Origin of the sequence: Bacillus cereus G9842, assembly GCF_000021305.1 — a bacterium.
Lineage (GTDB): Bacteria > Bacillota > Bacilli > Bacillales > Bacillaceae_G > Bacillus_A > Bacillus_A thuringiensis_S.
Genome location: NC_011772.1, coordinates 5,134,527 through 5,159,789 on the forward strand (window position 1 = coordinate 5,134,527; position 25,263 = coordinate 5,159,789).

Genomic DNA, 25,263 nt, shown 5'->3' on the forward strand with positions numbered 1-25,263 from the left:
GGATTATAGTACAGTTTAGTATAGCAAAAATCCTATAAAAAAAGAGAGGGTATTGTCGAACATATTTTGTCGACGATACCCTCTCTTTCACTCCTACTCTTCATAACCATCTTTGTTATTTGATTGCCATCTCCAAGAATCTGCACACATTTCTTCTAATCCGCGTGTTGCCTCCCAGCCTAATTCACGCTTTGCTTTCGATGCATCAGCAAAACATACTGCCACATCACCTGGGCGACGTTCTGTAATTTTATAAGGGACTTTCTTGCCCGAAACTTTTTCAAACGCTTCAACCATCTCTAGTACACTATAGCCCATGCCTGTGCCCAAGTTATAAGCATCTACTCCTGTTGTACTCAATACTTTCTCAAGCGCCTTTACGTGACCACTTGCTAAGTCCACAACATGAATATAATCACGGACTCCCGTTCCATCTTTCGTTGGATAGTCATTTCCGAATACACTTAATTCTTTTAACTTACCTACTGCTACTTGCGTTACATATGGCATTAAGTTATTTGGGATTCCATTTGGATCTTCTCCGATACGCCCACTTTCGTGTGCACCAAATGGATTGAAATAGCGAAGTAATGCGATACTCCATTCTGCATCTGCAAATGCTACATCACGCATAATTTGCTCAATCATTAATTTCGTTTGACCATATGGATTTGTTGCACTTAATGGAAATTCCTCCGTAATCGGTGACGTTTCCGGGATACCATATACAGTTGCAGATGAACTAAAGATCATCTTCTTTACATTATGTTTCTGCATTACTTCACATAGCACTAACGTGCTTGTAATGTTGTTATGATAATATGTTAATGGAATCGCTACTGACTCCCCTACAGCTTTAAATCCTGCAAAGTGAATGACTGCTTCAATTGCATTTTCTTCAAAAATTGCGCCAAGCGCTTCGCGATTTAAAACATCTTCTTTATAAAACTTAAATTGTTTTCCTGTTATTTCTTTCACTCGATTTATAGATTCTACCGAGCTATTCGAAAGGTTATCCACTACTATAACTTCGTAACCGCTATTTAGTAATTCTACACATGTATGACTACCAATATACCCTGCTCCGCCTGTTACAAGTATTTCCATTAGTATACCTCCATTGTTATAGCTTATTAACAAAAAAGAAGCAATCACAACAGAAATGATTACCCCTTGAAACTTCCTTTTTACTTAGCAACGAAATAATCACTTACATATTTCGCCCAAACGTCATATCCTTTCGCACTTGGGAAACCAAACTCTTCTTGTAAGTATGGTAAAATTGCCTTTGTTGTTGCATCAGGCCATGCTCCCCAATGATCAATATATGTATAATTATTTTGCGTCGCAAATTGTTTTAATGCTTCAATCGCTTTCGGATAATTTTTCGCACCATACACTGGATTTGATGGTTGAATCATAATCGTAGCACCCTTTGCACTAGTAGAAAGTGCTTGAACAAACTTCTGTGTACTCGCAACAGAGTTCCCATTACCAGTTTTACCGTTATCAGTAATAAATGGTGGTTCAAATAAAATCACATCTGGATTCTCTTTCGCGATCTCTTTATCACGCTTATTCGCAATTAACTCTTCTGTACTTTCACCCTTATATTCCTTTACAGTCACATTCCATAAACCTTTACCGTAAGCAGTTTCTAAATTAGACGTTAACTTAGCTGCCCAAGCACCTTTTTCAGATGAAGAACCTTCATCACCAACGATAACAAGATTTACTGCCTTTTTATCCTCAGCAGCTTTCTTTAACTTCTCTTTCACTGCATCTGGCAAATTCTTCGCGTATGCCTCATTAAAAGATGACTTCGCATCTTGTTTTTTCTCTTCCTTTTTCTCTTCTTTCTTCGCTCCGCTATCTTTCACTTCAGCCTTTGTTTTCTTTACTTCACTCGTTTGTCCTGTTGCATTCGCAATCTTCTTATTCCAGTACAATTTACCGCTCACAATCGAAGCAACAAACAATACAAAAACAACAAGGACAAGTACTGCTTTCTTATTCATCGATTCACCTCATCTATTAATCTCACAATATATAATACTAATATAAATTCACGCAAAAATAAACCCAACTCCTTCCAAAGGAGTTGGGTTATTACATATTACTTGGTCACTTCAAGATGTGCTCTTAACTTATTCGTTATATCTTGTTTTGCTGCATCTGGAACGTAGTAGTACCAAATACCGTCAGCCGCTTTGTGGCCGTCACCTGGGATTTGGATCTCTTCACTATTTTGCATGCAATCTTTATAGTTCTTTTGGATATCAAACATTTGATCTTGCGTTAAGCTTGTTTTTACGTTCTTCTCAATTGCTTTTAATACATCACCGTAACTTGCTAAAGAAGAGACGCTTGCACCTTTTTTAATTACTGCCTGGATAACTTGACGTTGGCGCATTTGACGGCCGAAATCACCGCGTGGATCTTCGTAGCGCATACGTGTATATTTTAAAGCCTTTTCACCATCTAAGTGTAAATTACCCTTTTCAAAATGTGTACCTACTGATGTAAATTCTAAATCATTATTAACCTCTACACCACCTACAGCATTTACAATATCCTTGAAGCCCGCCATGTTTACTTCAATGTAATAATCAACTGGGATATCAAGAAAATTTTCTACTGTTTTCACAGCCATATCAATACCACCAAATGCATAAGCATGATTAATTTTATCTTTCTTATCCTTTCCAATGATTTCTGTATAAGAATCACGAGGAATACTTGTAATTTTCATAGACTTAGTTTTAGGATTCAAAGTAAATAACATAAGCGAATCTGATCGACCGGTCTCTTCACCTCTTTGATCAACTCCCATTAATAAAATTGAAATGGGCTTTTGATCAGTAAGATTTATTTTTTGGTCACGTTTTTCAGATTTATCGCGATTTAGTGGTTGATGCACGGAATCTAACGTACTTGATACATTAGAATAAACACGATAAACATATATTCCTCCTACGAGTAGAAGCACACCTAGAATACTTAAAACCCATAGAAAAATCTTTTTTCTCACAAACCTTTCCTCCTTATCATTGGTACCTCTTAAGATATGAAGCAACATTTCTCTATCAAATTTTCATATTAAGAATTTTACTGGCTATCCATATTTAAAGGTAACTATCAATATTAATATCAGTTTTTACTATCTTAGCAGGAATACCCACAACCATACAATTATCTGGAATATCCTTTAATACTACTGCATTTGCCCCAATTACCACATTATTTCCTATTGATACTGGACCTAATATTTTGGCACCTGTACCCACGTAGACCTTATCTCCTAATTTGGGTACATTGTTTTTTTTCGATGTGCCTCCTATGGTAACACCAGCATTAATTATACAATTATCTCCTATTATAGCCCTTCTATGAATGACTATCCCTAGTCCCCCATATCCTAAAGTTGTCTTTTTCCCTATTTGAGCTGAGAATGGAATATAGCAACCAAATATAAAGCGAATAAGATAAGTAATAAAGCTAGGAATAAAGGGAATTTTCCATTCATAAAGTACTCTTGATACCCTATACCATTTATAAACATTCATTTATATCTGCCACCTAACAATTGTTTCATTACTAAATATTTTTGCAAACTAAATTATTAATAGCTTCGTGCAGATTATTATAATTGTAATATAAAATAGCTTTATTACTTATCTGCACACAATTTCTAGTATCAAAAATTATCGGTCTTTCTGCCCTTTTAATTATAATTTCCTCATCCAAATTCTTAAATTCATTATGGTCTGATAAAACTAAAATACATTGCGTTTTATCAACTGCCTCTTTAAATGTTTTTAACTCATAAGGAACTGCTTCTTGTACCACATGTGGATCATAAACCGCCACCTCATAGCCTTCTTTTCCTAGCAATTCTACTATTTCCATAGCTGGACTTTCACGTACATCATCTATATTTCCCTTATAAGTTAGGCCCATAACCGTAATTTTACCACGACTTCCTCCCAATATTTTACCAACATTTTCAACTACAAACCTCGGCATAGAGTTATTAATTTCTCTAGCATCACTAATTAATTGAGCGTTTTGAGGATCTTTCTCAATGATAAAATACGGGTCAACCGCTAAACAATGACCACCAACACCTGGACCTGGAGTGTGTAAATTAACTCTCGGATGTAAATTAGCTAAACTAATAACATCTAGAGCGTTAATCCCTAAATTCGCTGATATTTTAGCTAATTCATTGGCTAATGCTATATTTACATCCCTAAATGTATTTTCCATTAATTTAGCCATTTCTGCAGTTACTGCAGTTGTTGTAATAACATTTCCTTTTACAAAACTCTTATATATATCCGCTGCTTTATTAGCTGAGATTTCATTAATCCCTCCAACTATTCGTGCATTTTCTACTAATTCAATAAGAATTCTTCCAGGTAATACACGTTCTGGACAATGTGCTAAATAAATTTCTTCTCCAACTTTCCAACCAGCCTCTTCTATTGCCGGGGCAACAATATCGTTAATTGTACGTGGTGGAATAGTAGATTCTACAATTAATATATTTCCTTTTTGTAAAAATGGTTTAATTGATTCTACTGCAGATTGTACATACTTTAAATCTGCAGTATGGTCGTAATTATGAGGAGTTGGAACAGCAATAATATATACATCAGCTAATACTGGCTTTAAACTTGCATTTAAGTTCCCTTTTGAAACTTCCTCTTTCACCAGTTCACCTAATCCAACTTCTTCTATATGAATTTTACCTTCATTTACTGTATCAATTATTAACGGATTAACATCTACTCCCGTTACCTGAAATCCTGCCTTTGCAAACATTGCACAAGTTGGTAATCCTATATACCCCAAACCTACAACACATATTTTCTTCATAATTATTTCCTCCTAAGCTTTTTTCATTTCACTATATATACTCATAAATGTATTAAACGCTTTTTCATAAGATAAATAATTAGACGCATAATCAAATGCATTTCCACCAAATTGATTAATTTTATCTGTATCCTCTAACAGATACAATACTCTTTGACATATATCATTTGAATCTTTTTGTATAAATAACCCATTATCTCCATCAATAATAATTTCTTTTAACCCACCAACTGGAGTACAAAGAACTGCTAAACTAAATTTCATTGCTTCTAATACCGAATATGGTATTCCTTCCCTCCAACTTGGAAGTATAAAAACATGGGCTGTGCTCAAATAATCTTCTTTTTCTTTATCAAATTTTGCCCCTACAAATTTGACTACCTCATGAAGATTATTTTTATCAATGTATTCTATAACTTGTCCTTCTATAGGTCCTGAACCTATAATTGTAAATTCCACTTCTTTATCTTGAAGTAATTTAGCTGCTTCTAAGACTTCAAATACACCTTTTTCTTGTACTAACCTGGATAAAAAAAGGAACTTTACTTTCCCATCAGTAAAGACATTTCTTTTCTCGACTCCTCTAACATCAATAAAATTTGGAACTAGGCTCACATTCACTTTGACATCTGGATAAACATCCTCAAACTCCATTTTTTGATCTTTACTCAAAAAAAGAATTTTTTTGGGTTTAGTATTAATTTTTTTAAATAAAAATCTAATAAACTTATTTTTAAATAATTTCAACTCCGAAAAATAACCACCGTGATATTGGACAATAATATTTTCATGCTTAATTATCGACAGGGTAAGCCATAATTTCATTAAAGAACCATAATAAATCGAAGGATTTAAATGTACCACACTGTCCTTCTTATTTTTCGTCACCTTTCTCAATCTCCATATTTTACTGAACTCTTTAATCTTTCTTAACAAGAAATTTTTTTCGTTCCCTCCACTAATATCGTGTATCAGAACAGACTTCCCACCTTCTTCAAAACAAGTTTGTAAAGTCCTTATATGAGTAGCAACGCCCCCCATAGAATCAGTCCCTGGCCCAACCAGAATAATTTCATCCTTCATAAAAGCTATCTCCTTGGGTTAAACCTAAATATTTTTATTTAAATTTAGGTATTAGTCTAAAAATCCATATTAAACTACCATATATACTGATAACTATAAAAGAAATTACAGTAACTATTAATAACAGATTATCAGTATACCTATAAAAAATTTCTAAAAATACCTTCGCTACAACAAACGTAATACAACTAATCATTAAATATTTTATTAAAAAGAATTTATTAACATTCAAATAACCACTCATCTTCAAATTTTTATATAAATATAAGCTTGAAATTAATACTGATAATGGTGTACTTGCTGCTAAACCATAAATCCCGTAAAAATAAGACAGTACTATACCTAAAATAAGGTTGAGTAGAAACATGTATAAGCTGTTCATTAGTAGTATTTTTGTATCATTTAAGCAAAAATATATTTTGATAAATAGTTCCCTAAGACTCAAAAAGATTATTCCTAAGGAATAAATTCCAAAACATGTTGCTGTTAAAGAAACTGCTTCCTTAGAAAAACTTCCCCTTTGATAAACTATTTCCACTAATTCTTGCCTTAAAACAAACATTACTATTGCGATAGAGGTCATTAATATTATGATTACTTTGAATAAACCTGCCACATATATCTTAAATTTAGCTAATTCATTATTATTAAAAAGACTAACTAATTTAGGGAAAAATACAGTAGTAATTGCCATTACTACTACTAAATAAGGTAAATTATATAATCTATCAGCAAAATACAAAATAGAAATACTACCATTTTCCATAAATGATGCTATAAATCTATTAATTAATGCTCCTATCATTTGTACCATAGATAAAAGTGTTGCCGGTATCAAGATTTTCACAAATTTATTTAAATTTTCATCTACTTTAAAATCCAATCTAAGATTTAGCCCATATTTCAAACTAAAGGGTAATTGAATTAATAATATGGTTAAAGAACCAATAACAGTGCTCAAAGTTACTGCATAAATTCCACCAATCCCGGAAAAACAAACTATTGAAATTATGATTATTAAATTATTTGGTAAATTTGACCACACATCAATTGCAAATTTATTAGAATATTGCAGTATTCCACTTGAAATAGCAATAATCATACTACTAATAACCATCGGCATAGAAAGCCTTAATAACTCTGATGCTAACTCTATAGTTTGAGGTTCTAACCCAGGAGAAAATATTTTAACAATCGGTTTACTAAAAACAAGTCCTAGAAAAAGTAATAGAATTGATGTTAGCAATGTATATGAAAACACCCTAGAAATAAACACCCTTTTTTCCTGAACCTTTTCTTCTAATGAACTCAACACTTTAATTATAGAGGTTGCATATCCCACCCCTAAGAATTGAAATAGTATTAAAGGGATGGTAAATGCAACCAAATATGCGTCGGTTATTGGTGAAGCACCAAATTTATATGAAATAGCCACTTCCCTTATAAACCCTAACATCTTAATAAGGATATTGCCTAATGCAATTACACCGACATACTTAATAATTTTTTTCATAACCTACAGCTACTCCACCCTTAAGAAATATTATTATTTTATATCAAACTTCTTAATTGCAATCCTTATTAATATATAAATTGGTATTATGGAGAACATAAATATTATTAATAAAGATCCAAAATCTAATCTTGGAATTATTAAAAATGTATAAATACATATACCATAAATAATCTTATAGCTAGATTTACTAAGACCATCTATAAACTTAGATATATATCCAATAAAAAGGGCAACTAAAAATATACCAGCCCAAGATAAGAATAAGTAACTTTCAGCTACAATGGAACCTGCATATCCTATATTTTGGCTATATTCATATGGATGGAAGTTAAATGTATACCATTCAGGGAATGCCAAAAGTTTTTCCCCCCCAAGTAACGATCTTGGGACCATCACGATAATAGATCCTAGTATAACCTTTAAATCCAATCCCATACTTTCTACATAGTTCATTGTATCGACTAGTATCATGGAAATATATTTCCCTTCAAACCCAGTATCGAGCGCTATCCAATCCCAATCGAAATTATTACTAATAAAGGTCATTGTTTCAGCCAAAGTTGAATTTTGATAAACTCCTCTAACTTTACCGAAAATACCAAAGATAAGATATCCTAAAACCCCAATTATATAAATACTAATTACATTCCTCAGCTTAACTTTATTTGGAATAAAAAGTGCAGCCAAACATATTGCCACCAAAATAATTTGTCTTCTCTTCATAAGAATAAAAAAGTAAAAACCACAATAAATTATTAAAAGTAGCAGTAAGAATATTATTGCACTCTTCCTCTTTTCTTCCTTGAAACCCTGAAGTGCTATAAGAAGGCCTAATGGTAACCACTCAAAAAAAACTGTGATGTATCCCTTACCTCTACTATTTAAGTACCCTTCAGCATATTCTGTTGTTCTAAATACTGATATATCATAATACATAAAGTGACTTATTAACCCAACAATAAACATTGAAAACCCTAGTTTTATTAGTAACTTATTATTTAAAGAATACGTATCTCGACTAATTTTATATATTGGAATGATTTTCACATACATTCTACCAATAACTATTCCTATTAAAAATATACATACAGCCAATTTATTTTTAAAATCCCCTTCAAAAAATGTATTCCAATAATAAAATATGAGGGTTATTATAACTATTAAATAACTTTTAGGAATTAACTGCACTTTCATATAACTAATTACACCTATCTTCTATACAGATTTATTGGGACGATACTTTCTTAATAATCTCCATATATTTTTTAGCCAAGTGCTCTCTATCAAATTTAGCTTTTACAAATTCATATCCAGCACTACCCATATTCTTAGTTTCATATACATTTTTTTGTAAACTATCCTGAACAACCTGTTGAGCTTCCTCTAAATTTACTGTATTAACAATAACCCCACTCTTTGCCTCTTCTATTATATTACTTGCTTCTCCTATTGGCCCAAAATAAATTATTGGCTTGGCCTTACCCATTATATGAAATATCTTTGATGGCACTGTATTTTTAAAGGCCTTATTATTTTTCAAAGAAACTATAAGAAAATCGCATTTTTCGTAATAGACGTCTAATTCGTTTTTTTCCATATTATCCATTAGTTTAATGTTTTTGAGGTTATTACTTTTAATATATTCATTAAGAGTCTCTTTTTCTGCTCCGTCCCCTATAAACAACAGATTAACTTGCATATTACTAATCTGTATCTTATTAAATACATCTATAATAAATTGTAAGTTTTGAGATTTTCCCAATGCCCCAAAATAACCAATAGTAACTTCTTTTTTAGAATTATTCTTCACCAATCCATATTCATTCTCTTCAATTTTAACTCCATTATATATTACTGAGATTTTTTCCTTAGGAATTCCTTCCTCTACTAATTCCTTCCGAAACCCCTCTGTTACAGTTACAATATGCTTCGCATGCTTACAAAACAATAATTCAATTCTCCTAACAATTTTGTAAGCAAAACTGGATTTTGATTTTCCATTAGCCACCATTTGCGAGTATGTTATATCCCTAAATTCTACTATTAATGGTTTTTTTAGTATTTTCGAATACAATATACCTAAAAATGGAGCAAATATTGTGCCCGTAGTTGCTAAAATCATATTATAATCTTGACCAATTTTTTTACGATTAAATAACATATTTAATACCCCAAAAAAAGGAAAACTCAAATAACAAATTAACCTATTAAAAATATTTGTGTTTTTCCTAGCCAAAACTTTATTTCTAATAATTTTAACTCCTTCTTTTGTTTCAATATCAATCAATTTATTGGCATACCCTTCAAAAAGAGTTCCCGTTGGAAAGTTGGGATTCCCAGTAAAAATAGTTACATTATGTCCTTCACCAGCCCAATATTTAGAATTCTCATAAGCCCTAAATGCTGCAGCCGCACGCTCAGGATAATAAAATTGGGAAATATATAATAATTTCATGTAATATTTACCATCCATTCTCCTTATTAATTTCACAAATTTTGTCTAGCTTTGTATCGTACTCATATGAAGTATCTGTAGTATTAATAAATATTACTGATCCATTATCTAAAATATTTATTTTATCTCCATATAAATCTACCACTGTAATATAGATTGCTTCACTTCCTACAGTAGTATTTGATTTTATATTCTTGAGCATCTTATGTATATTAAATTGCTCTGCTCCCTTACTATCTTTTATCTTCATATCAAAATTTGTTTTAACTATCGTATTCGAATTCTCAAATTTAATACCTCTGGAATTTATTTGATCAAATTCCTCTCCTAAATAATAATTAACCTCTAAATTATGCATTTTCTCAAAACGTCCATACACCTTATCAACAAAGATAATACCTATATTTTTAAAGTATATAACCGTTCGTCTATGAAATAACTTAGAACCTTTTAAAGTCTTTGTATAGCCGTCATGCTCTGCACTTATATGTACATAACTTTCGCTCTGATCATATTTTATTATATGAGAATATGCCCTCTTGGCAGTTCTGAATGCTTTCCATACCTGAGAACTTGAAATACCATCAATACACAAAGTATTATGTGCAGCGGTAGATCTTAAATAATCCCTTTCTTTCGAAATTTGATAAGTATACGTTCCAGTGTCAACAAAAACTTTTTTTTCACCCAATGTCAAAATCACATTCAACGAATCTGCATGTGTATGACCTAAGTTATAATCTGGCCCACAACTTCCACAATCAAATAATAGATACAACCCACCTATTCCTTCTAATGAATCTTTAATAATATAGTATCCACCATGTTCGTGAACACTAAGACCAGCACAAGTCACGGGATTTCTACGCATCTTTTGTATCTTTTTTACTCCCTCTGTACCAAACAACATATATGTATAAGTACTTGTTTTTTCAGGACAATATTTTAGATATTTTGAATCCGAGTACAGTAAACTTCCACATTCAAGAATATTTGAAGCTTGTATTGGATAATCTAATGTGGAATCATTTATAAGTGGTATTTCAGAATTAGGCATCATAAATTCATATAAACACTCAAACATTTTATGAATTTGGTCTATAAAATATTTCCCCTCATCCTGAAATCCATTTCTATTTAATAGAATTCCAACCTCCATAAAATGCATCAAAACCTCAATATGATATGACGAAGACATTTCATAGTGCATTCCACTTTCAAGGACTTGTTCCTGAAGCTCTCTTTTTAATAGATTTATTCCGGTTTTAATAATCGAAATTTCATTTAAAAAGACCCCTCCGAAGACTAGACCTTTCCCATCCATTATCAGATGATTTGCCCCCAAGTATTCTTCTATGTTTTTCTCCAAAAAATTAACGTGTGTTTTAATTATATTTCCGTATTCTTTCTTATATCTCTTTTTACTAGCTTCATCTAAAACCGAGAAAAACAAGGATATATTAAAAACCCTCTTAGCTACCACATATGGGTCCCATAAGTTTGAATCATAGTGACTTTTATTAGTATGCCACCAGTCTAATATATATTCCGTCCCCTTTTCCATCCATTTGATATCCCTATCAATTAGATATGCGTAAGAGAAATCATTCAAAAAGTCAAAATAATTTAAATTAAAATTCCATAATCTATAATCAAATGGATTAGCACTCCAGTCTATTTTTCCCTGAAATCCAAAACTCAAATTATTAAGAAAAGTAAATTTTTTATTATCTAAATCACTTACTTTTTGGAAATCTACTACTATTTCTGAAGAATTCTTTAAAGAATTTACAACCATTGAATCATAATATGTAAAATTATTCTTTACATTATCTACTTCCAGCAATTGAATTTTTCTTGAAGTTTTTTTTCTTAATTGATAAATAATGCGTGATTTGATCTGTTTTCTTCTCATAAACTTAACTGTATTGTACACCAGTTCAATTTTCTCTAATTTATACACTTTTACACTTCCCTATTGTTAAATCGAAAATATACAATAACACCTTAAAATCAATATGCATTTTTATCAAATAACATTACTCCTACAGTTTTTATAATAATTTTAAAATCTAATATTAAGTTTCTATTAATTATATACTCAATATCTAGTTCCACCATTTCAGCAAAGCTCAGGCTGCTTCTCCCACTAATTTGCCAAATGCCTGTACACCCAGGTTTCACCATTAGTCTTTGGCGATCATAATTAGTATATTCCTGGACTTCTCTTGGTAGTGGTGGCCTCGGACCAACTAAACTCATTTCGCCCTTTAAGACATTAATTAGTTGTGGTAACTCATCAATACTTGTTCTACGAATAAATTTCCCTATCTTTGTCACACGAGGATCATCCTTCATTTTAAACATTGCACCCGACACTTCATTCTGAATTAACAAATCCTCTAAGCGTTTTTCTGCATCTGTAACCATAGAACGAAATTTATACATATAAAAATTACGTCCATTTTTACCCATACGAATTTGTTTAAAAAATACAGGGCCCTTTGGATCTTCATATTTAATAAGTATTGCTACCATAAGAAAAACCGGAGATAAAATTATTAGCCCACACAATGCCCCCATAAAGTCCATACATCGCTTTGCCAATATATATCCTTTACGGACAGGTACTTGCTCACAAACTAGTATTTCATTTGCTTCTTTTTTCAGTTTATTCTCTGATACTTTTACCAAATTCAAAATTATTCCACCTCACCTATATATTTTTTCTCTTCTTCAAAATTCCATCCATATAATCTATTAATGACTCTCTTAACTCTTCATTTTGTAATGCCATCTCAATTGTCGTCTTAATAAATCCAAATTTCTCCCCAACATCATAACGAATCCCTTCAAAGTCATAAGCAAACACACGCTGAATTTCATTTAATCGTTGAATCGCATCTGTTAATTGAATTTCGCCGCCTGCACCTGTTTGTTGATTCTCTAGAAACATAAAAATTTCTGGTGTTAATACGTAACGACCCATAATAGCTAAGTTTGATGGTGCTGTTCCTTGCTCTGGCTTCTCTACAAATTGACGTACTTGATAACGTCGATCATTTTGTTCAACTGGATCGATAATACCGTAACGATGCGTTTCATTTTCTGGTACTGTTTGTACACCTATAACAGATGATTGTGTTCCTTCATATTGATCCATTAATTGACGCAAACATGGCGTTTCTGCTTTCACAATATCATCACCAAGTAATACCGCAAATGGTTCATTTCCAATAAATTTACGTGCACACCATACTGCGTGTCCTAAACCTTTTGGTTCCTTTTGTCTTATGTAATGAATATTAATTTTTGAAGAAGCTTGTACTTTTTCAAGCATTTCATACTTCCCTTTTTCTAAAAGGCTTTGTTCTAATTCAAAAGAATGATCAAAATGATCTTCGATTGCGCGCTTTCCTTTTCCTGTGACAACAATAATATCTTCAATTCCTGATTCCATCGCTTCTTCTATTATGTATTGAATTGTCGGTTTATCAACGATAGGTAACATTTCTTTCGGCATTGCTTTCGTTGCTGGTAAAAACCTTGTCCCAAGACCAGCCGCTGGAATAATTGCCTTTCTTACTTTTTTCAATTATAACCCTCCGCATTTTAATATTTATATGTAGCAATAACAAAAACCCTATCTATGGAGTCATATTTATAACTCCATAGGTAGAGTTTCTACCGTAAATAAATTATGGGCATCTAACCCATCCTCACGTCATACTCCCGACGACAAGCGTCTAAGGTAGGTGCGAAATAAAAATTTCTACCCACAGCACGACCGAGTGCCCCCATTGATAACGGTTAGGAGACATCACCAATTCTTATTTAAAAAATACCGAACAATTTTTTACGTCGAATTTGTTCTGGATCTTCTTTGTAAATTGTCTTCCCGCTAATTAATAAGTACGGATTCTCTTTCAAATCACTCATAACATTCATTCCGAATTCTTTCTCAATTAATTCATAGCTTTCCGCTAAATGAAATCCTCTTGACGTCGTATTATGTGCATCTGAAGCGACCATATGTGTTAAATTATGTTCTACAAGTTGTAGTGAAAATTTTTTAATTTTCTTGCCAAATTTCCCTAATAAACTGCCTGCCGTTACTTGCGTTAATGCCCCTTTATTTACAATGTTATATAACTTATCTGGCCGCTCGATTAACTCGGCATTACGTTCTGGATGAACGATAATTGGAATCATTCCCTTTACACGTAATTCGTATAATAATTGTTCGGCATAACGTGGTACGTGATTCGATGGAAATTCAATGAATATATATTTATTTGTTTCATTTAAAGTAACGATTTTACCAGCTTCATAGTCTTCTAATAAATCGCCATATAACCTGACCTCTTGTCCAGGTAAAATAGTAAGTGGAATATTATGTTGTTGTAGGTCATCATTTAGTTGTTTTACGTGATGAATAATTGAGGTACGTTCATTTACATATTTTCCATTTTGATGATGCGGCGTTGCGACAATTGTATGTATTCCTTCTGACACGGCTTGTTGCGCCATTGCTAAACTATCTGTTACTGTCTGTGCACCATCATCGATACCAGGTAAAATGTGACAATGTAAATCTATCATTTGTTTCATCATCCCTCTCTCATATAAAAATCTTTTTTCCCTTGAATATGAGAGATTTCTCATGTTCAAGGGAAAAAAGGAGATATGTTTCAACCATATCTCACTCTTTTAATTAGTTTGCACCGTAATAATAATATAAGCCTTCTTCACGTTCACGATCGTTTAGAACGACGCCTAACAATTTACCTTTAGCCGATTCTAACAATCCCTTTGCTTTTACTGCTGTTTCTTTCTCTGTTGATTCACTACGAACAACAAGAATAGAAGCATCACATACATTTGCCATGATTTGCGCATCGGTAACAGCTAAAATAGGCGGCATATCAAAAATAACTAAATCATACATGCTGTATGCTTGTCCAAGAAGTTCTTTCATTGATTTTGAACCTAACAATTCGGCTGGGTTTGGTGGGATTGGGCCACAGGCTAAAAAGTGTAGATTGTCTACAGATGTCGTTTGTACACACTTCTCTAAATGTTCACTATGTGTTAATACGTTCGTGAGTCCAAAAATATTATCTACTTGGAACATTTGATGCATTGCTGGTTTACGCATATCTGCATCAATTAATAACACTTTTTTTCCTTGTTGAGCAAAAACAACTGCCATATTCGCTGTCGTTGTCGTTTTTCCTTCACTTGGGTTTGCAGACGTGACCATTAATGAATGTAAATTCGTATCAATAGCTGCAAATTCAATATTCGTTCGAATATTACGATATTGTTCTGAAATTGGTGATTTCGGTTGTTGATGAGCAATTAATTGACGACGTTGACGATGATTCTTTTTCTTTTTAAATAAATTAAGAGCCAATTGTTTGTCCCCTCACTTTTCTTGATGATGGAGCGTGTGATTTCACGTTCATTGTTTCTTCATCCATACGAGCAACAATACCTAACACTGGTAAGCCAAGTAAGTTTTCTACATCTTCTTCTTTTTTCACTGTGTTATCTAAGTACTCTAGTAAGAATGCAAGACCAACTGAAGCCATTAAACCAACAACGAAAGCGATTGCTACATTTAGCATTGGACGTGGTTTAATTGGAGATAAATTTTCTGCAACTTCTGCTTTAGATAATACTGTTACGTTATCAACGTTCATAATTTTTGCAACTTCACCTTTAAATACATCTGCAGTTGCATTAGCAATATCACGAGCTAGTTTTGGATCTTTATCTTCAGCTGTTACAGAGATTACTTGTGAATCCTTTTCATTCGCAACATTAATCTTTCCTGTTAGCGCTTGAGATGTCATATTTAAATTTAATTTTTCATTCACTTGTTCTAAGATTACTGGACTTTTAATAATAACCTTATATGTATTCGTTAATTGAATATTCGTTTGAATTTCACCAGCTTGAATCATTGCCCCTTCTTGCTTCTTCTGGTTAACAAGAATCTGCGTCGAAGATTGATAGATTGGTGTCATGAAGAAAAAGCTAATGATAGCACTTACAATAGCTGCACCAAAGGCGATTACGAGGATCATTGCTAAACGTTTTTTTAAGATATGAAATAACTCTTTTAGACTAATTGTTTCTTCCATAGGTTCCTCCAACTTTCTAAAATTTACACATAGGAAAAATTATAACATATAAATCTTACATTTTTTATTTTTAATAATTCAGTTCTATATTTGTTCATAACAAACAAGTATAATCTTACAAAATAATCTTAAATATGACAACACATTCCAATGATTTTCCAAATTATTTATCATATCACGTTTTTTATGCTATGTAACTTGAGAAATAAATTTCAAAATGAGAAAAAAAGCCAACAAGTATTTCTTATTGGCTTTTTTATATTTCAGTAATAACCATACTGCTCTTTTTCTTCTCTTTTATCGTTCAAAACAACACCTAGTAGTTTTCCTGATGCTTTATCTAATATTTGTTTCGCTTTTACGATTTTATCTTTTTCTGTCTTTTCACTGCGTACAACGAGTACGATTCCATCACATTTATTCGCAAGTATTTGTGCATCCGTAACCGCAAGGACAGGTGGTGTGTCAATTAATATAATATCAAACATGTTATATGCTTCTAGCAACGCCTCGTCCATTGCCCGGCTCCCTAATAGTTCTGCTGGGTTTGGCGGGATTGGACCTGCTGCCATTAAGTATACGTTCTCTATATCTGTTTTTTGAATGCATTGCATAAGTTTTGCTTGTCCTGATAATAAGTTCGTTAACCCATTTGAACTATGAATGGCAAATAAGTTTTGTATCGTCGGCTTACGCAAGTCAGCTCCAATTAATAAAACTTTCTTTCCTTGTTGTCCGAAAACGACTGCTAAGTTTGCGATTGTTGTTGTTTTCCCATCACCTGGATCTGCTGAAGTAACAATGATAGAACGAACATGATTATCTACAGATGTAAACTCAATGTTTGTACGAATGTTACGGTATTGTTCTGTAATACGCGATTTAGGCTCTTTATGTGTAATTAATTGTCGTAATGGTTTTCTTTTCTTTCTCCCGAACATATTCATAATCTCCTTTTGTGAAATGCGACATTTCCCTTTTCTCTCTTTTATGCTCGATTTCATACGTCTAATTAATATTCTTGCTGAGTTCCCCACATTTCATCATAATCAATAACATTCTACTTTGTCTTATTTAAGTACCTTAACAATATGACAATGCCCTTATTTCTTTATTACCTTTATCACTTATCCTGTTTTCTAGATAAATAATAAAGTAAGTATATGGTAATTCCCATCTATTTACAAGTTATTTTCTGATTAGTTTGTAAATTATCGTTTCATCGTTATATAGCAGAAATTAAAAAATCTCCTTGTCTTTTCACAAGGAGATTTTTTAATTTCTATTCTTTTTTATCACCAATCGCAAATGTAATTTCTGCCTCACATGCAACTTCACCATCTACTGTTGCGATTGCTTTCCCTTTTCCAATCGGGCCGCGTACGCGTGTCATTTCTACTTCTAGACGAAGCTGATCACCTGGTCGTACTTGTTTTTTAAAACGGCAATTGTCGATACCTGCAAAGAAAGCAAGTCTTCCGCGGTTTTCTTCTTTCTTTAATACTGCAACTGCTCCAACTTGCGCTAATGCTTCTACAATAAGTACACCAGGCATAACTGCATAGTCAGGGAAGTGTCCGTTAAAGAATTCTTCGTTTGCGGATACATTTTTAATCCCAACCGCTCTTTTTCCTTCATCTACTTCTAATATTTTATCAACAAGTAAAAATGGATAGCGGTGAGGAATGATTTCTTTAATTTGTTCTATATTTAGCATGTAACAATCGCCCCTTTTGTAATATTGGTCTTACCACTTGGACATATTGCTATTATCCCATTTTGTTTATTATTTGTCATTACAAAGTAACATTTTATATTTAGCACAACTTCCTAAAAAAAAATGCACACACTCTATTCCATTAAAATAGTTGCACATTTTTGCAACTGACACGGAGGTAGAAAAGAGTGTATGCCCAAATTAGGGAAAGGCAATATGTATTGAAACATTATTTGCCTTAATGTCGTATTCGACTCATTATATTATAAACGTTTTCAAATAAGGAAATATTAAATTTAACCATATATATGAATATTTTACCTGTTTCCTTCATATTTCTCTATTTTCCTTCCATTTTCGCAAAAAAGCAAAATAAAAAAATATAAAAATGAAAAAAAGAACTAAGGCGTCAGCCTTAGTTCTTTCAAATTATCTCAAAGCACGCTTTGGTAATCTGTCGATATTCTCTAACATAATACCTGTACCAACCGCAACGCAGTGCATTGGGTTTTCAGCAATTAATACCGGTACTTTTAGTTCTTCTGCTAGAAGCATGTCAATACCGTGTAGTAAAGCTCCACCGCCTGTTAGAATAACACCGCGGTCGATGATATCTGCAGATAATTCTGGTGGTGTGCGCTCTAATACGCCTTTTGCAGCTTGTACAATAACAGCTGCATTTTCTTTTAATGCTTCTGTAATTTCTTCAGAGCATACTGTAATTGTACGTGGTAAGCCTGTTACCATGTCACGTCCGCGAATTTCAAGTTCTTCGCTACGTGCACCTGGGAATACTGTACCAACCTTAATTTTAATATCTTCTGAAGTACGTTCCCCGATTAATAGCTTATACTTACGTTTAATATAGTTTAAGATCTCCATATCAAACTTATCGCCAGCCATTTTGATAGAGGAAGAGGTAACAATATCACCCATAGATAGTACAGCGATATCTGTTGTACCTCCACCAATATCAACAACCATGTTACCGCTTGGTTGGAAGATTTCCATACCAGCACCAACTGCGGCTACTTTTGGTTCTTCTTCTAAAAATACTGTTTTACCACCTGAACGTTCAGCAGCTTCACGAATTGCTTTTTGTTCTACTGATGTAATATTTGTTGGACAACAAATTAAAATACGAGGTTTTGAAAAGAAGCTCTTTACGTCCAATTTGTTAATGAAATACTTTAACATTGCTTCTGTAATTTCGAAATCTGCTATTACACCATCTTTAAGCGGACGAATTGCTACAATATTACCAGGCGTACGTCCCACCATACTTCTCGCTTCTTCACCGACTGCTAATACTTTACCACTATTACGATCAATTGCCACAACAGATGGCTCGTTTAATACAATACCCTTACCTTTAACATGAATTAATACATTAGCCGTACCTAGGTCAATTCCGATATCTCGCGCAAACATTCCCGTTTTTTCCTCCTCGATATTCAAAATCAGGTTACACCCGAATTCTTTTCACCTAATTTCTGATTTTATCATAAATTTAACAGAAACGTAATATTCGCAAAAAGAATTCTTCTGAAAAATATTACCGAATGTGAACGGAATGTTTGCTACTGTAACATTATTGACGTACAGGCTTCTCTACATCTTCTTTTCTATACTTTTGTTTTGTTGCTTCTCCACCTCTTAAATGACGAATAGACTTATGATAATCAAGAATTTCTTTTACTTCATTTGCGAGCTCTGGATTAATCTCTGGTAGACGTTCTGTTAAATCTTTATGAACTGTACTCTTTGATACCCCAAATTCCTTTGCAATGACACGCACTGTCTTTCTTGTCTCCACGATATACTTACCAATCTTGATAGTTCTCTCTTTGATGTAATCGTGCACACCACTCGCCTCCCTAATTTGGATGTGAGAAGGGTGAAATGAGCCTCGCTGCATACGACTAAGAAGTAAGTGTGAGTGCTGTTTGTAAGCGTTAAACATTCTTGGATTTATAATGAAATGATTCACGATTTCTCACCTCAAACACTCTCTTTGCTTTGGTTTATACCATTGTATTGCCCGCACTACTGATATATGCTACATGTTCACTATTTTTGCGGACTAAGTTAAGAAAAATTACGTTTTTTTGTGAGAAATACGTTAAAACTGACTATTATGGCCAAAAAAAATGACACCTTGTATAAAAGGCGTCATTCTTCTCGTTCCAATTCTTCTTCTAACAACTGATGGTGGGGAACCTCTTTCTTACCGGCAATATAATAATATAAAGTGAATAAAACAAACAATAAAATAATAGCAGTCGACAGAACAAATAAAAATGACACAGTATCCCCTCCCTTTTGTAATATATATTCGAGAATCTCGTCATTTTTCCTTGTTTTTGCAACTTTTTTCTCGAAATTGATTATTTTTATATAGAAATAAAAAAATCAGCTCTCCTAGTGAGAACTGATTTTTTCACTTTCTTATTCTTGTGAAGAAGAATCGTTAGATGATTGTGTAGAACCATTTGTTGATTTTTCTTCTTTCTTCGGTTCTTCTTTTTTGTCACTAGTTGAACCGCTTGTTGATTTCTCTTCTTTTTGAGACTTGTCTTCTGTTTTATTTTCTGGTTTCGTGCTCGTTGACTTCTCTTCTTTTTGAGATTTGTCGTCAGCTTTTTTACCAGAAGCATTCGTAGCTTTTGCAGCACCTGCATCAGCTTTAATTTCTGTTACTGATTTATTTAAGTAACGTTCAGGATTCACAGCCACATTGTCTTTACGTACTTCAAAGTGAACGTGAGAGCCTGCCTCTTTATTCATTGCACTTAGACCGGATGTTCCTAATACTTCACCTTGTGCAACTCTTGCACCTTTTTCTACTTTCACACTGCCTAAGCTTTGATAAGATACCGCTACACCATTTCCACTATCAACTGTTACAACATAACCAAGAAGTGAATCTTTTTCAGCTTTCGTTACTGTACCACTTAAAGCAGCAGCAACATTGAACTCTTTCCCATTCTTCGCAGCAATGTCAATTCCTTTGTTCGGGGAATATGTGTTGTTATAAAAGACAAGTGCTTTTTCTTGTTCCGCCTCAGTTGCTGCATCTTCATAGAATTTCTTCTGTACGACTACTTCCGCATTCGCGGCAGCTGGCATTTTCACTACTTCTGAAGATTTCGTTACTGGTACTGCTGGATCTTCCGATTGTGTATACGGTGTTGCTTGATCGTGGTTTGGAGTCTTCTTCGGATTAGCTCCTTGGAACCATAGCGCAACCATTAAGATTACCGCTGCACAAGCAATGTATAGTGCCGGAAACACCCATCTTTTCTGAAATAAATGTACTACCTTTTGCGACTTTTTATTATTTCTTCCTCGCATTCCATCATCACCTCAGCAATCATTTTGAACAATATTCACGTATCCTATACAACGTATAACTAATTACTTTTCGACAAAATCTGTAAAAATATGTATAAGGAATGTAAAATTTCCGAGGAAATGATAGAAAAAAAGAAAAAACTGAGCGTTTCGGCTCAGTTTTTAGTCTAATTGTTTCTTTTTGTACACAATAATACAAAGAATGATAAGACATATAGTCCAAATTGTATTGTTTAAAATATGTTCTTGAATCGCAATAAACCCTTCTCCCTTTATAACTTTTTGCAATGCCTCCATAACATGATTTGTCGGAAGAAGATTAACTACTTTTATAATAAATTCATTCTTAACCATTTCTTGTAGCATCGGCCCCATTATGAATATTATAAAAATCGGAAGCCCCAATATAGATGTTTGTGCTATATTTTGGGATAGTAAGCCAACTATAGTACCTAAAACGACACATAACAATGTTCCTATTAAAATAATAATAACTAGCATACCAATATTTCCTTTAAAAGTATCTAAAATCACTAAACTAATAAAACTAGATGCTAGTACAAAAAATACAGTTAATACACTTTTACCTAAAATAACTTCTATTGGACTTGCTGGAGACAACATCAATACTCGTAACGTGTGTTTTTCCTTCTCCTCTGCAATAATAATTGCTTGCACATAACTTCCCACCATGGTAATCGTCATTACAATAACAAAACCTGCAAAGAACTCTTTTATAGAATCCATATTACTATAGAATACAGCAAGTAGAATAGGTAATAGCGCCATTAATATAACTTGTGAGTTTTTACCTGCATCATTTATTTCTTTTCTTACAATAGCCGAAAACCGTTTCATTGAAAATGTCATTATAATCCCCTCCCAGTAACTTCAATAAAGATATCGCCTAGCGTTGGTTCGTATGAATGAATAGATAACAGTTCGCCCTTTTTCATCCATTCTGAAATACGTTTTGCGCCTAATTCATCTTTTTGCACTACTTCTTTTTGTTTATCTTTTAATACGACCTCTATTTGGTCCTTAGCGTATTGTAAGCGTAGGTTCTCTGGCGTATCAAGCGCTACAATTTCTCCGCCACAAAGGAAGGCAATGCGGTTACAAAGCGTTTCTGCTTCATCCATGTTGTGAGTCGTTAAGAAAATCGTCGTTCCTTCTTCATTTAAGTCTTTTAAGATTTTATGAATGTTTTGGACGTTTACTGGATCGAGTGCAGATGTTGGTTCGTCTAAGAAGAGGATATCTGGTTTATGAAGGATTGCTCTTGCTAGTGTGACGCGTTGCTTCATTCCCTTTGATAGTTTCTTTACTGGTGTTTTTTTATCATCTAATAAATTTACTTGTGCTAGTACTTCATCGATTCGTTCTTTTTTACAATCGTATAAGTCACAAAATAATAGTAAGTTATCATAAATGCTAAGTCTTTCATATAAGCCGCTGTTATCTGTTAAAATACCAATTCGTTTGTAATCGATGCTACTTGGTCCTGTAATATCTTTCCCTAATACTCTTACCGTTCCAACACTATGAAGCAATTGAGAAGTTAAAATCTTTACTGTTGTCGTCTTACCAGATCCACTCGGTCCAAGGAATCCGAAAATCTCTCCTTGCTTCACCTCAATATTTACATTTTGAAGTGCCGTTTTTCCGTCGAAACTTTTCATTACATCTTTCATTTCAATTGCCAATGTCATTTCTTCATCCCCTTTGTTTTTCTTCTTTATAGATGAAAGTCGCTTTAGCGCTTTTCGTTCGTTTGTTTCGCTTTTCTTGACTCAATCATATGAAAAACAAAGGGTTTACGCAGTAAAATACCGGTAAAAGGAGTATTTTTACCGGTGAATGAATCGCATGTTAAGCTTATTGGAGCATTTTTTATAGCCCAATCAAGCCTTTTAATTCATCCATGCGTCCTTTCGAAAGCGGGATTGAACTTTTTCTTTCATCATCCAAAATTAAACTAAAACTATTACGAGTCCACGTAATCACTTCTCGTACTCTTTGTAAATTCACAAGGTACGAGCGATGACATCTAAAGAAACCAAAACCTGTTAATCTTGCTTCTAGTTCACTTAATGTTAATGCACATACGAAATCACCTTCACGAACGTGAATATGCGTTACTCCGTTTTGCGTTTCAATGAAATGGATTTCCATCGGATCAAGTAAAATGATTTTATCGTTCACTTTCGCTGGTATTCTTTCTAACTTCATTTGAGGAATCATTTGAATGACTTTTTCTTCATCGACTTCTTCCACTTCCTCTTGCTCAATTTCTATCTTTTTCACACCATCGTTGTTTAATATGTATACATCCTCTGTTAACGAAAGGGCATCCGATAGAAATGATGACGTAATAAAGATTGCCTTTCCTTGCTCTTTCATTTTCATAATTGCTTTTCGAATAATAACCGTACTCTCTGTATCTACATTTTGCTCCGGTTCTTCCAAAATGACTAAATCCGGATTATGAATCATAATTCGTCCAATATGAAGACGACGCTTCTCTGAAAATGATAGTTTTTCTATTTTAACGTTTAGTTTATCTAGGAGACCAACAGGCTGCACAACTTCTTCTATACTTATCTTTGATTCATAAAGCCCTATTAAAAACTTAAAGTATTCCTTCACCTTCAAACGATCATATGCTTCATCTTTCAAAAAACAAAAACCGATGCGGGAATAATTTTTCTTTCCAATTGCTTCTCCTTCAAACAGTACATTGCCAGTCGAAGCTTCTTCTTCACCAATAATGATGCAGTGTAACACTTTAGCTGTATGATTATTGCATTGCAAAACAATACATTGTCCTTTTTCAACCTTTAGCTCAATTTCTGGTAACTGGTTCGTCTTCTCTAACTGTTTCAACTCCAGTAGCGCCATTCCGTCTCCTCCAAATACTTTTTATCCTATTATATCAAATAATTAATGGAAAATTATCCTATTTCAAACAAAAAAATAGATGCCAGAGTTCTGACACCTATTTCTTCACCATCAATTTTCCTTCATAATCATTCATCGTCTTTATTTCAACGCCTTTATAGTAATGAGCGACGATATCTGTATATTTCTTTCCTTCCGCTGCCATGCCGTTCGCCCCGTATTGACTCATACCAACGCCGTGACCAAAGCCTTTCGTCGTAACGATGATTTTATCTCCTTGTTGTTTCCACGTGAAATCAGAAGAACGTAAATCTAACTTTTCACGAACTTCTTTTCCTGTTAATGTTTTTCCTTGAAAAGCTACATCCTTTACGCGCTTTCCTTCCGTAAGGTCTTTAATATTTCCAACCTTCCCGTCTGCTAGTACTTTCACACCGAGACGTTTTTGAAAATCAGCTACTGTAAATGTTTGCTCGTTCGTAAACTTTGGAGAGGCTTGATCCCACGGACTATCTACACTCTTTAAGTACGGATAATCATTTCCCCAATAGTCAGCTGCATTTTCTGTTCGACCATTACTCGTTGAAAAAAAGGATGCTGAAATTGGTTTTCCATCATATGTTAAAACTTGTCCTGCGGTTTTCGAAACGGCTTCTTCGATTTTCTTCAAATTATTTTCGTAGTTATTGCCCCATTGCTTCTTCAATTCTTCTTTACTTTTGTACACTTGATCTTTCACCGTATCTGTCACGTCCGCATTATTTTTCTTTCCTCCGCTTAGCATACGTTGTACTACAAATGTTCTCGCTGCTAATGCCTGTGCCTTTAGTGCCTCTATTTCAAAACTGGCATTCATCTCAGAAGCTACTACACCGGTCACATACTCCTCCATAGGCAATGATTCTACCTTCTTCTGTTTCTCACGATATACAGCAACTTGAACCGCTGTATCTACTTTTCCTGGAGCTGGTATACTTTCTATCGCTGGAGGAGTTTTAGAGGCCGTTTCTTCCCCTACTTTTGCTTTCGCAAATGGGATAACAAGGGCTGCAGGTACAATGATAACGAGCGCTATTAAGAGCGCTACTGTAATAAAAAGCGGCTTTGAAAATTTCATCCTATTTTCCCCCAATATAAAAGCTTTACTCCATTCATTCTTATGGAACAACTCTTTCTTTTAGAACATACTTAAGGAGGAAGAGCATAA

25 protein-coding genes are annotated in these 25,263 nt (G+C 33.5%); all 25 read right to left on the bottom strand.

What is annotated here, in order from left to right; all coding sequences use genetic code 11:
• Positions 1-93: 93 nt before the first annotated feature.
• Positions 94-1,107 carry a UDP-glucose 4-epimerase GalE gene (gene galE, locus BCG9842_RS26050; RefSeq protein ID WP_000404864.1) on the bottom strand — a complete coding sequence of 338 codons (1,014 nt, stop codon included), beginning with the start codon at positions 1,105-1,107 and terminating at the stop codon, positions 94-96.
• An 80-nt stretch (positions 1,108-1,187) separates the two neighbouring features.
• A complete protein-coding gene (locus tag BCG9842_RS26055; RefSeq protein WP_001034207.1) occupies positions 1,188-2,018 on the bottom strand; it encodes an SGNH/GDSL hydrolase family protein in 831 nt (276 codons plus the stop codon).
• A 98-nt stretch (positions 2,019-2,116) separates the two neighbouring features.
• Positions 2,117-3,031, bottom strand: a complete 915-nt coding sequence (gene tagU, locus BCG9842_RS26060) for a polyisoprenyl-teichoic acid--peptidoglycan teichoic acid transferase TagU (RefSeq protein WP_001227555.1) — start codon at positions 3,029-3,031, stop codon at positions 2,117-2,119.
• 94 nt (positions 3,032-3,125) lie between these two features.
• Positions 3,126-3,566, bottom strand: a complete 441-nt coding sequence (locus BCG9842_RS26065; protein ID WP_001103739.1) for a serine O-acetyltransferase — start codon at positions 3,564-3,566, stop codon at positions 3,126-3,128.
• A 31-nt stretch (positions 3,567-3,597) separates the two neighbouring features.
• The gene (locus BCG9842_RS26070; RefSeq protein ID WP_041488137.1) at positions 3,598-4,884 is read right to left on the bottom strand and encodes a nucleotide sugar dehydrogenase; all 1,287 of its coding nucleotides are present in this window, start codon (positions 4,882-4,884) and stop codon (positions 3,598-3,600) included.
• A gap of 9 nt (positions 4,885-4,893) precedes the next feature.
• The gene (locus BCG9842_RS26075) at positions 4,894-5,964 is read right to left on the bottom strand and encodes a glycosyltransferase family 4 protein (RefSeq protein WP_000650925.1); all 1,071 of its coding nucleotides are present in this window, start codon (positions 5,962-5,964) and stop codon (positions 4,894-4,896) included.
• Between the two features lie 34 nt (positions 5,965-5,998).
• On the bottom strand, positions 5,999-7,477 hold the full coding sequence (gene murJ, locus BCG9842_RS26080; RefSeq protein ID WP_000720342.1) for a murein biosynthesis integral membrane protein MurJ: 1,479 nt from the start codon (positions 7,475-7,477) through the stop codon (positions 5,999-6,001).
• Positions 7,478-7,510: 33 nt separating this feature from the next.
• Positions 7,511-8,674: an O-antigen polysaccharide polymerase Wzy gene (locus tag BCG9842_RS26085; RefSeq protein ID WP_000867978.1), complete on the bottom strand. Its 1,164-nt coding sequence runs from the start codon at positions 8,672-8,674 to the stop codon at positions 7,511-7,513.
• Positions 8,675-8,705: 31 nt separating this feature from the next.
• A complete protein-coding gene (locus BCG9842_RS26090) occupies positions 8,706-9,953 on the bottom strand; it encodes a glycosyltransferase family 4 protein (protein WP_000348832.1) in 1,248 nt (415 codons plus the stop codon).
• Entirely contained in the window at positions 9,943-11,898 is a 1,956-nt protein-coding gene (locus tag BCG9842_RS26095) for an alginate lyase family protein (RefSeq protein ID WP_000277236.1), read from the bottom strand. The genes BCG9842_RS26090 and BCG9842_RS26095 overlap by 11 nt, the downstream gene beginning before the upstream one ends.
• 50 nt (positions 11,899-11,948) lie before the next feature.
• Positions 11,949-12,635 (bottom strand): sugar transferase, encoded by a 687-nt coding sequence (locus BCG9842_RS26100; protein WP_001055039.1) that lies wholly within the window; start codon positions 12,633-12,635, stop codon positions 11,949-11,951.
• 16 nt (positions 12,636-12,651) lie between these two features.
• Complete coding sequence (galU, locus tag BCG9842_RS26105; RefSeq protein ID WP_000757794.1) at positions 12,652-13,530, bottom strand: UTP--glucose-1-phosphate uridylyltransferase GalU; 879 nt, start codon at positions 13,528-13,530, stop codon at positions 12,652-12,654.
• Between the two features lie 239 nt (positions 13,531-13,769).
• Positions 13,770-14,537, bottom strand: a complete 768-nt coding sequence (locus BCG9842_RS26110; RefSeq protein WP_041488184.1) for a tyrosine-protein phosphatase — start codon at positions 14,535-14,537, stop codon at positions 13,770-13,772.
• A gap of 112 nt (positions 14,538-14,649) precedes the next feature.
• Positions 14,650-15,351, bottom strand: coding sequence for a CpsD/CapB family tyrosine-protein kinase (locus tag BCG9842_RS26115; RefSeq protein WP_001207145.1), 702 nt, complete (start codon positions 15,349-15,351; stop codon positions 14,650-14,652).
• Complete coding sequence (locus BCG9842_RS26120; protein WP_000393142.1) at positions 15,341-16,084, bottom strand: YveK family protein; 744 nt, start codon at positions 16,082-16,084, stop codon at positions 15,341-15,343. Before BCG9842_RS26120 ends, BCG9842_RS26115 begins: the two co-directional genes overlap by 11 nt.
• A 263-nt stretch (positions 16,085-16,347) precedes the next feature.
• Positions 16,348-17,025, bottom strand: coding sequence for a CpsD/CapB family tyrosine-protein kinase (locus BCG9842_RS26125; RefSeq protein ID WP_000467945.1), 678 nt, complete (start codon positions 17,023-17,025; stop codon positions 16,348-16,350).
• A gap of 341 nt (positions 17,026-17,366) precedes the next feature.
• Positions 17,367-17,801 carry a 3-hydroxyacyl-ACP dehydratase FabZ gene (gene fabZ / locus BCG9842_RS26130; RefSeq protein WP_000931959.1) on the bottom strand — a complete coding sequence of 145 codons (435 nt, stop codon included), beginning with the start codon at positions 17,799-17,801 and terminating at the stop codon, positions 17,367-17,369.
• A gap of 429 nt (positions 17,802-18,230) precedes the next feature.
• A complete protein-coding gene (locus BCG9842_RS26135) occupies positions 18,231-19,232 on the bottom strand; it encodes a rod shape-determining protein (protein WP_000457978.1) in 1,002 nt (333 codons plus the stop codon).
• Between the two features lie 160 nt (positions 19,233-19,392).
• Positions 19,393-19,665 (bottom strand): sporulation transcriptional regulator SpoIIID, encoded by a 273-nt coding sequence (gene spoIIID / locus BCG9842_RS26140; RefSeq protein WP_000544012.1) that lies wholly within the window; start codon positions 19,663-19,665, stop codon positions 19,393-19,395.
• Positions 19,666-19,973: 308 nt separating this feature from the next.
• On the bottom strand, positions 19,974-20,108 hold the full coding sequence (locus BCG9842_RS26145; protein WP_000008903.1) for a hypothetical protein: 135 nt from the start codon (positions 20,106-20,108) through the stop codon (positions 19,974-19,976).
• 141 nt (positions 20,109-20,249) lie between these two features.
• Positions 20,250-21,155, bottom strand: a complete 906-nt coding sequence (locus BCG9842_RS26150) for a M23 family metallopeptidase (RefSeq protein ID WP_001214924.1) — start codon at positions 21,153-21,155, stop codon at positions 20,250-20,252.
• A gap of 162 nt (positions 21,156-21,317) precedes the next feature.
• Positions 21,318-22,025: an ABC transporter permease gene (locus tag BCG9842_RS26155; protein ID WP_000144420.1), complete on the bottom strand. Its 708-nt coding sequence runs from the start codon at positions 22,023-22,025 to the stop codon at positions 21,318-21,320.
• Positions 22,025-22,867, bottom strand: a complete 843-nt coding sequence (locus BCG9842_RS26160; RefSeq protein ID WP_000170826.1) for an ABC transporter ATP-binding protein — start codon at positions 22,865-22,867, stop codon at positions 22,025-22,027. Before BCG9842_RS26160 ends, BCG9842_RS26155 begins: the two co-directional genes overlap by 1 nt.
• A 181-nt stretch (positions 22,868-23,048) precedes the next feature.
• A complete protein-coding gene (locus tag BCG9842_RS26165; RefSeq protein WP_001185907.1) occupies positions 23,049-24,056 on the bottom strand; it encodes a LytTR family transcriptional regulator DNA-binding domain-containing protein in 1,008 nt (335 codons plus the stop codon).
• Positions 24,057-24,153: 97 nt separating this feature from the next.
• Positions 24,154-25,173: a stage II sporulation protein D gene (gene spoIID / locus BCG9842_RS26170; RefSeq protein ID WP_000672654.1), complete on the bottom strand. Its 1,020-nt coding sequence runs from the start codon at positions 25,171-25,173 to the stop codon at positions 24,154-24,156.
• Between the last annotated feature and the right edge of the window lie 90 nt (positions 25,174-25,263).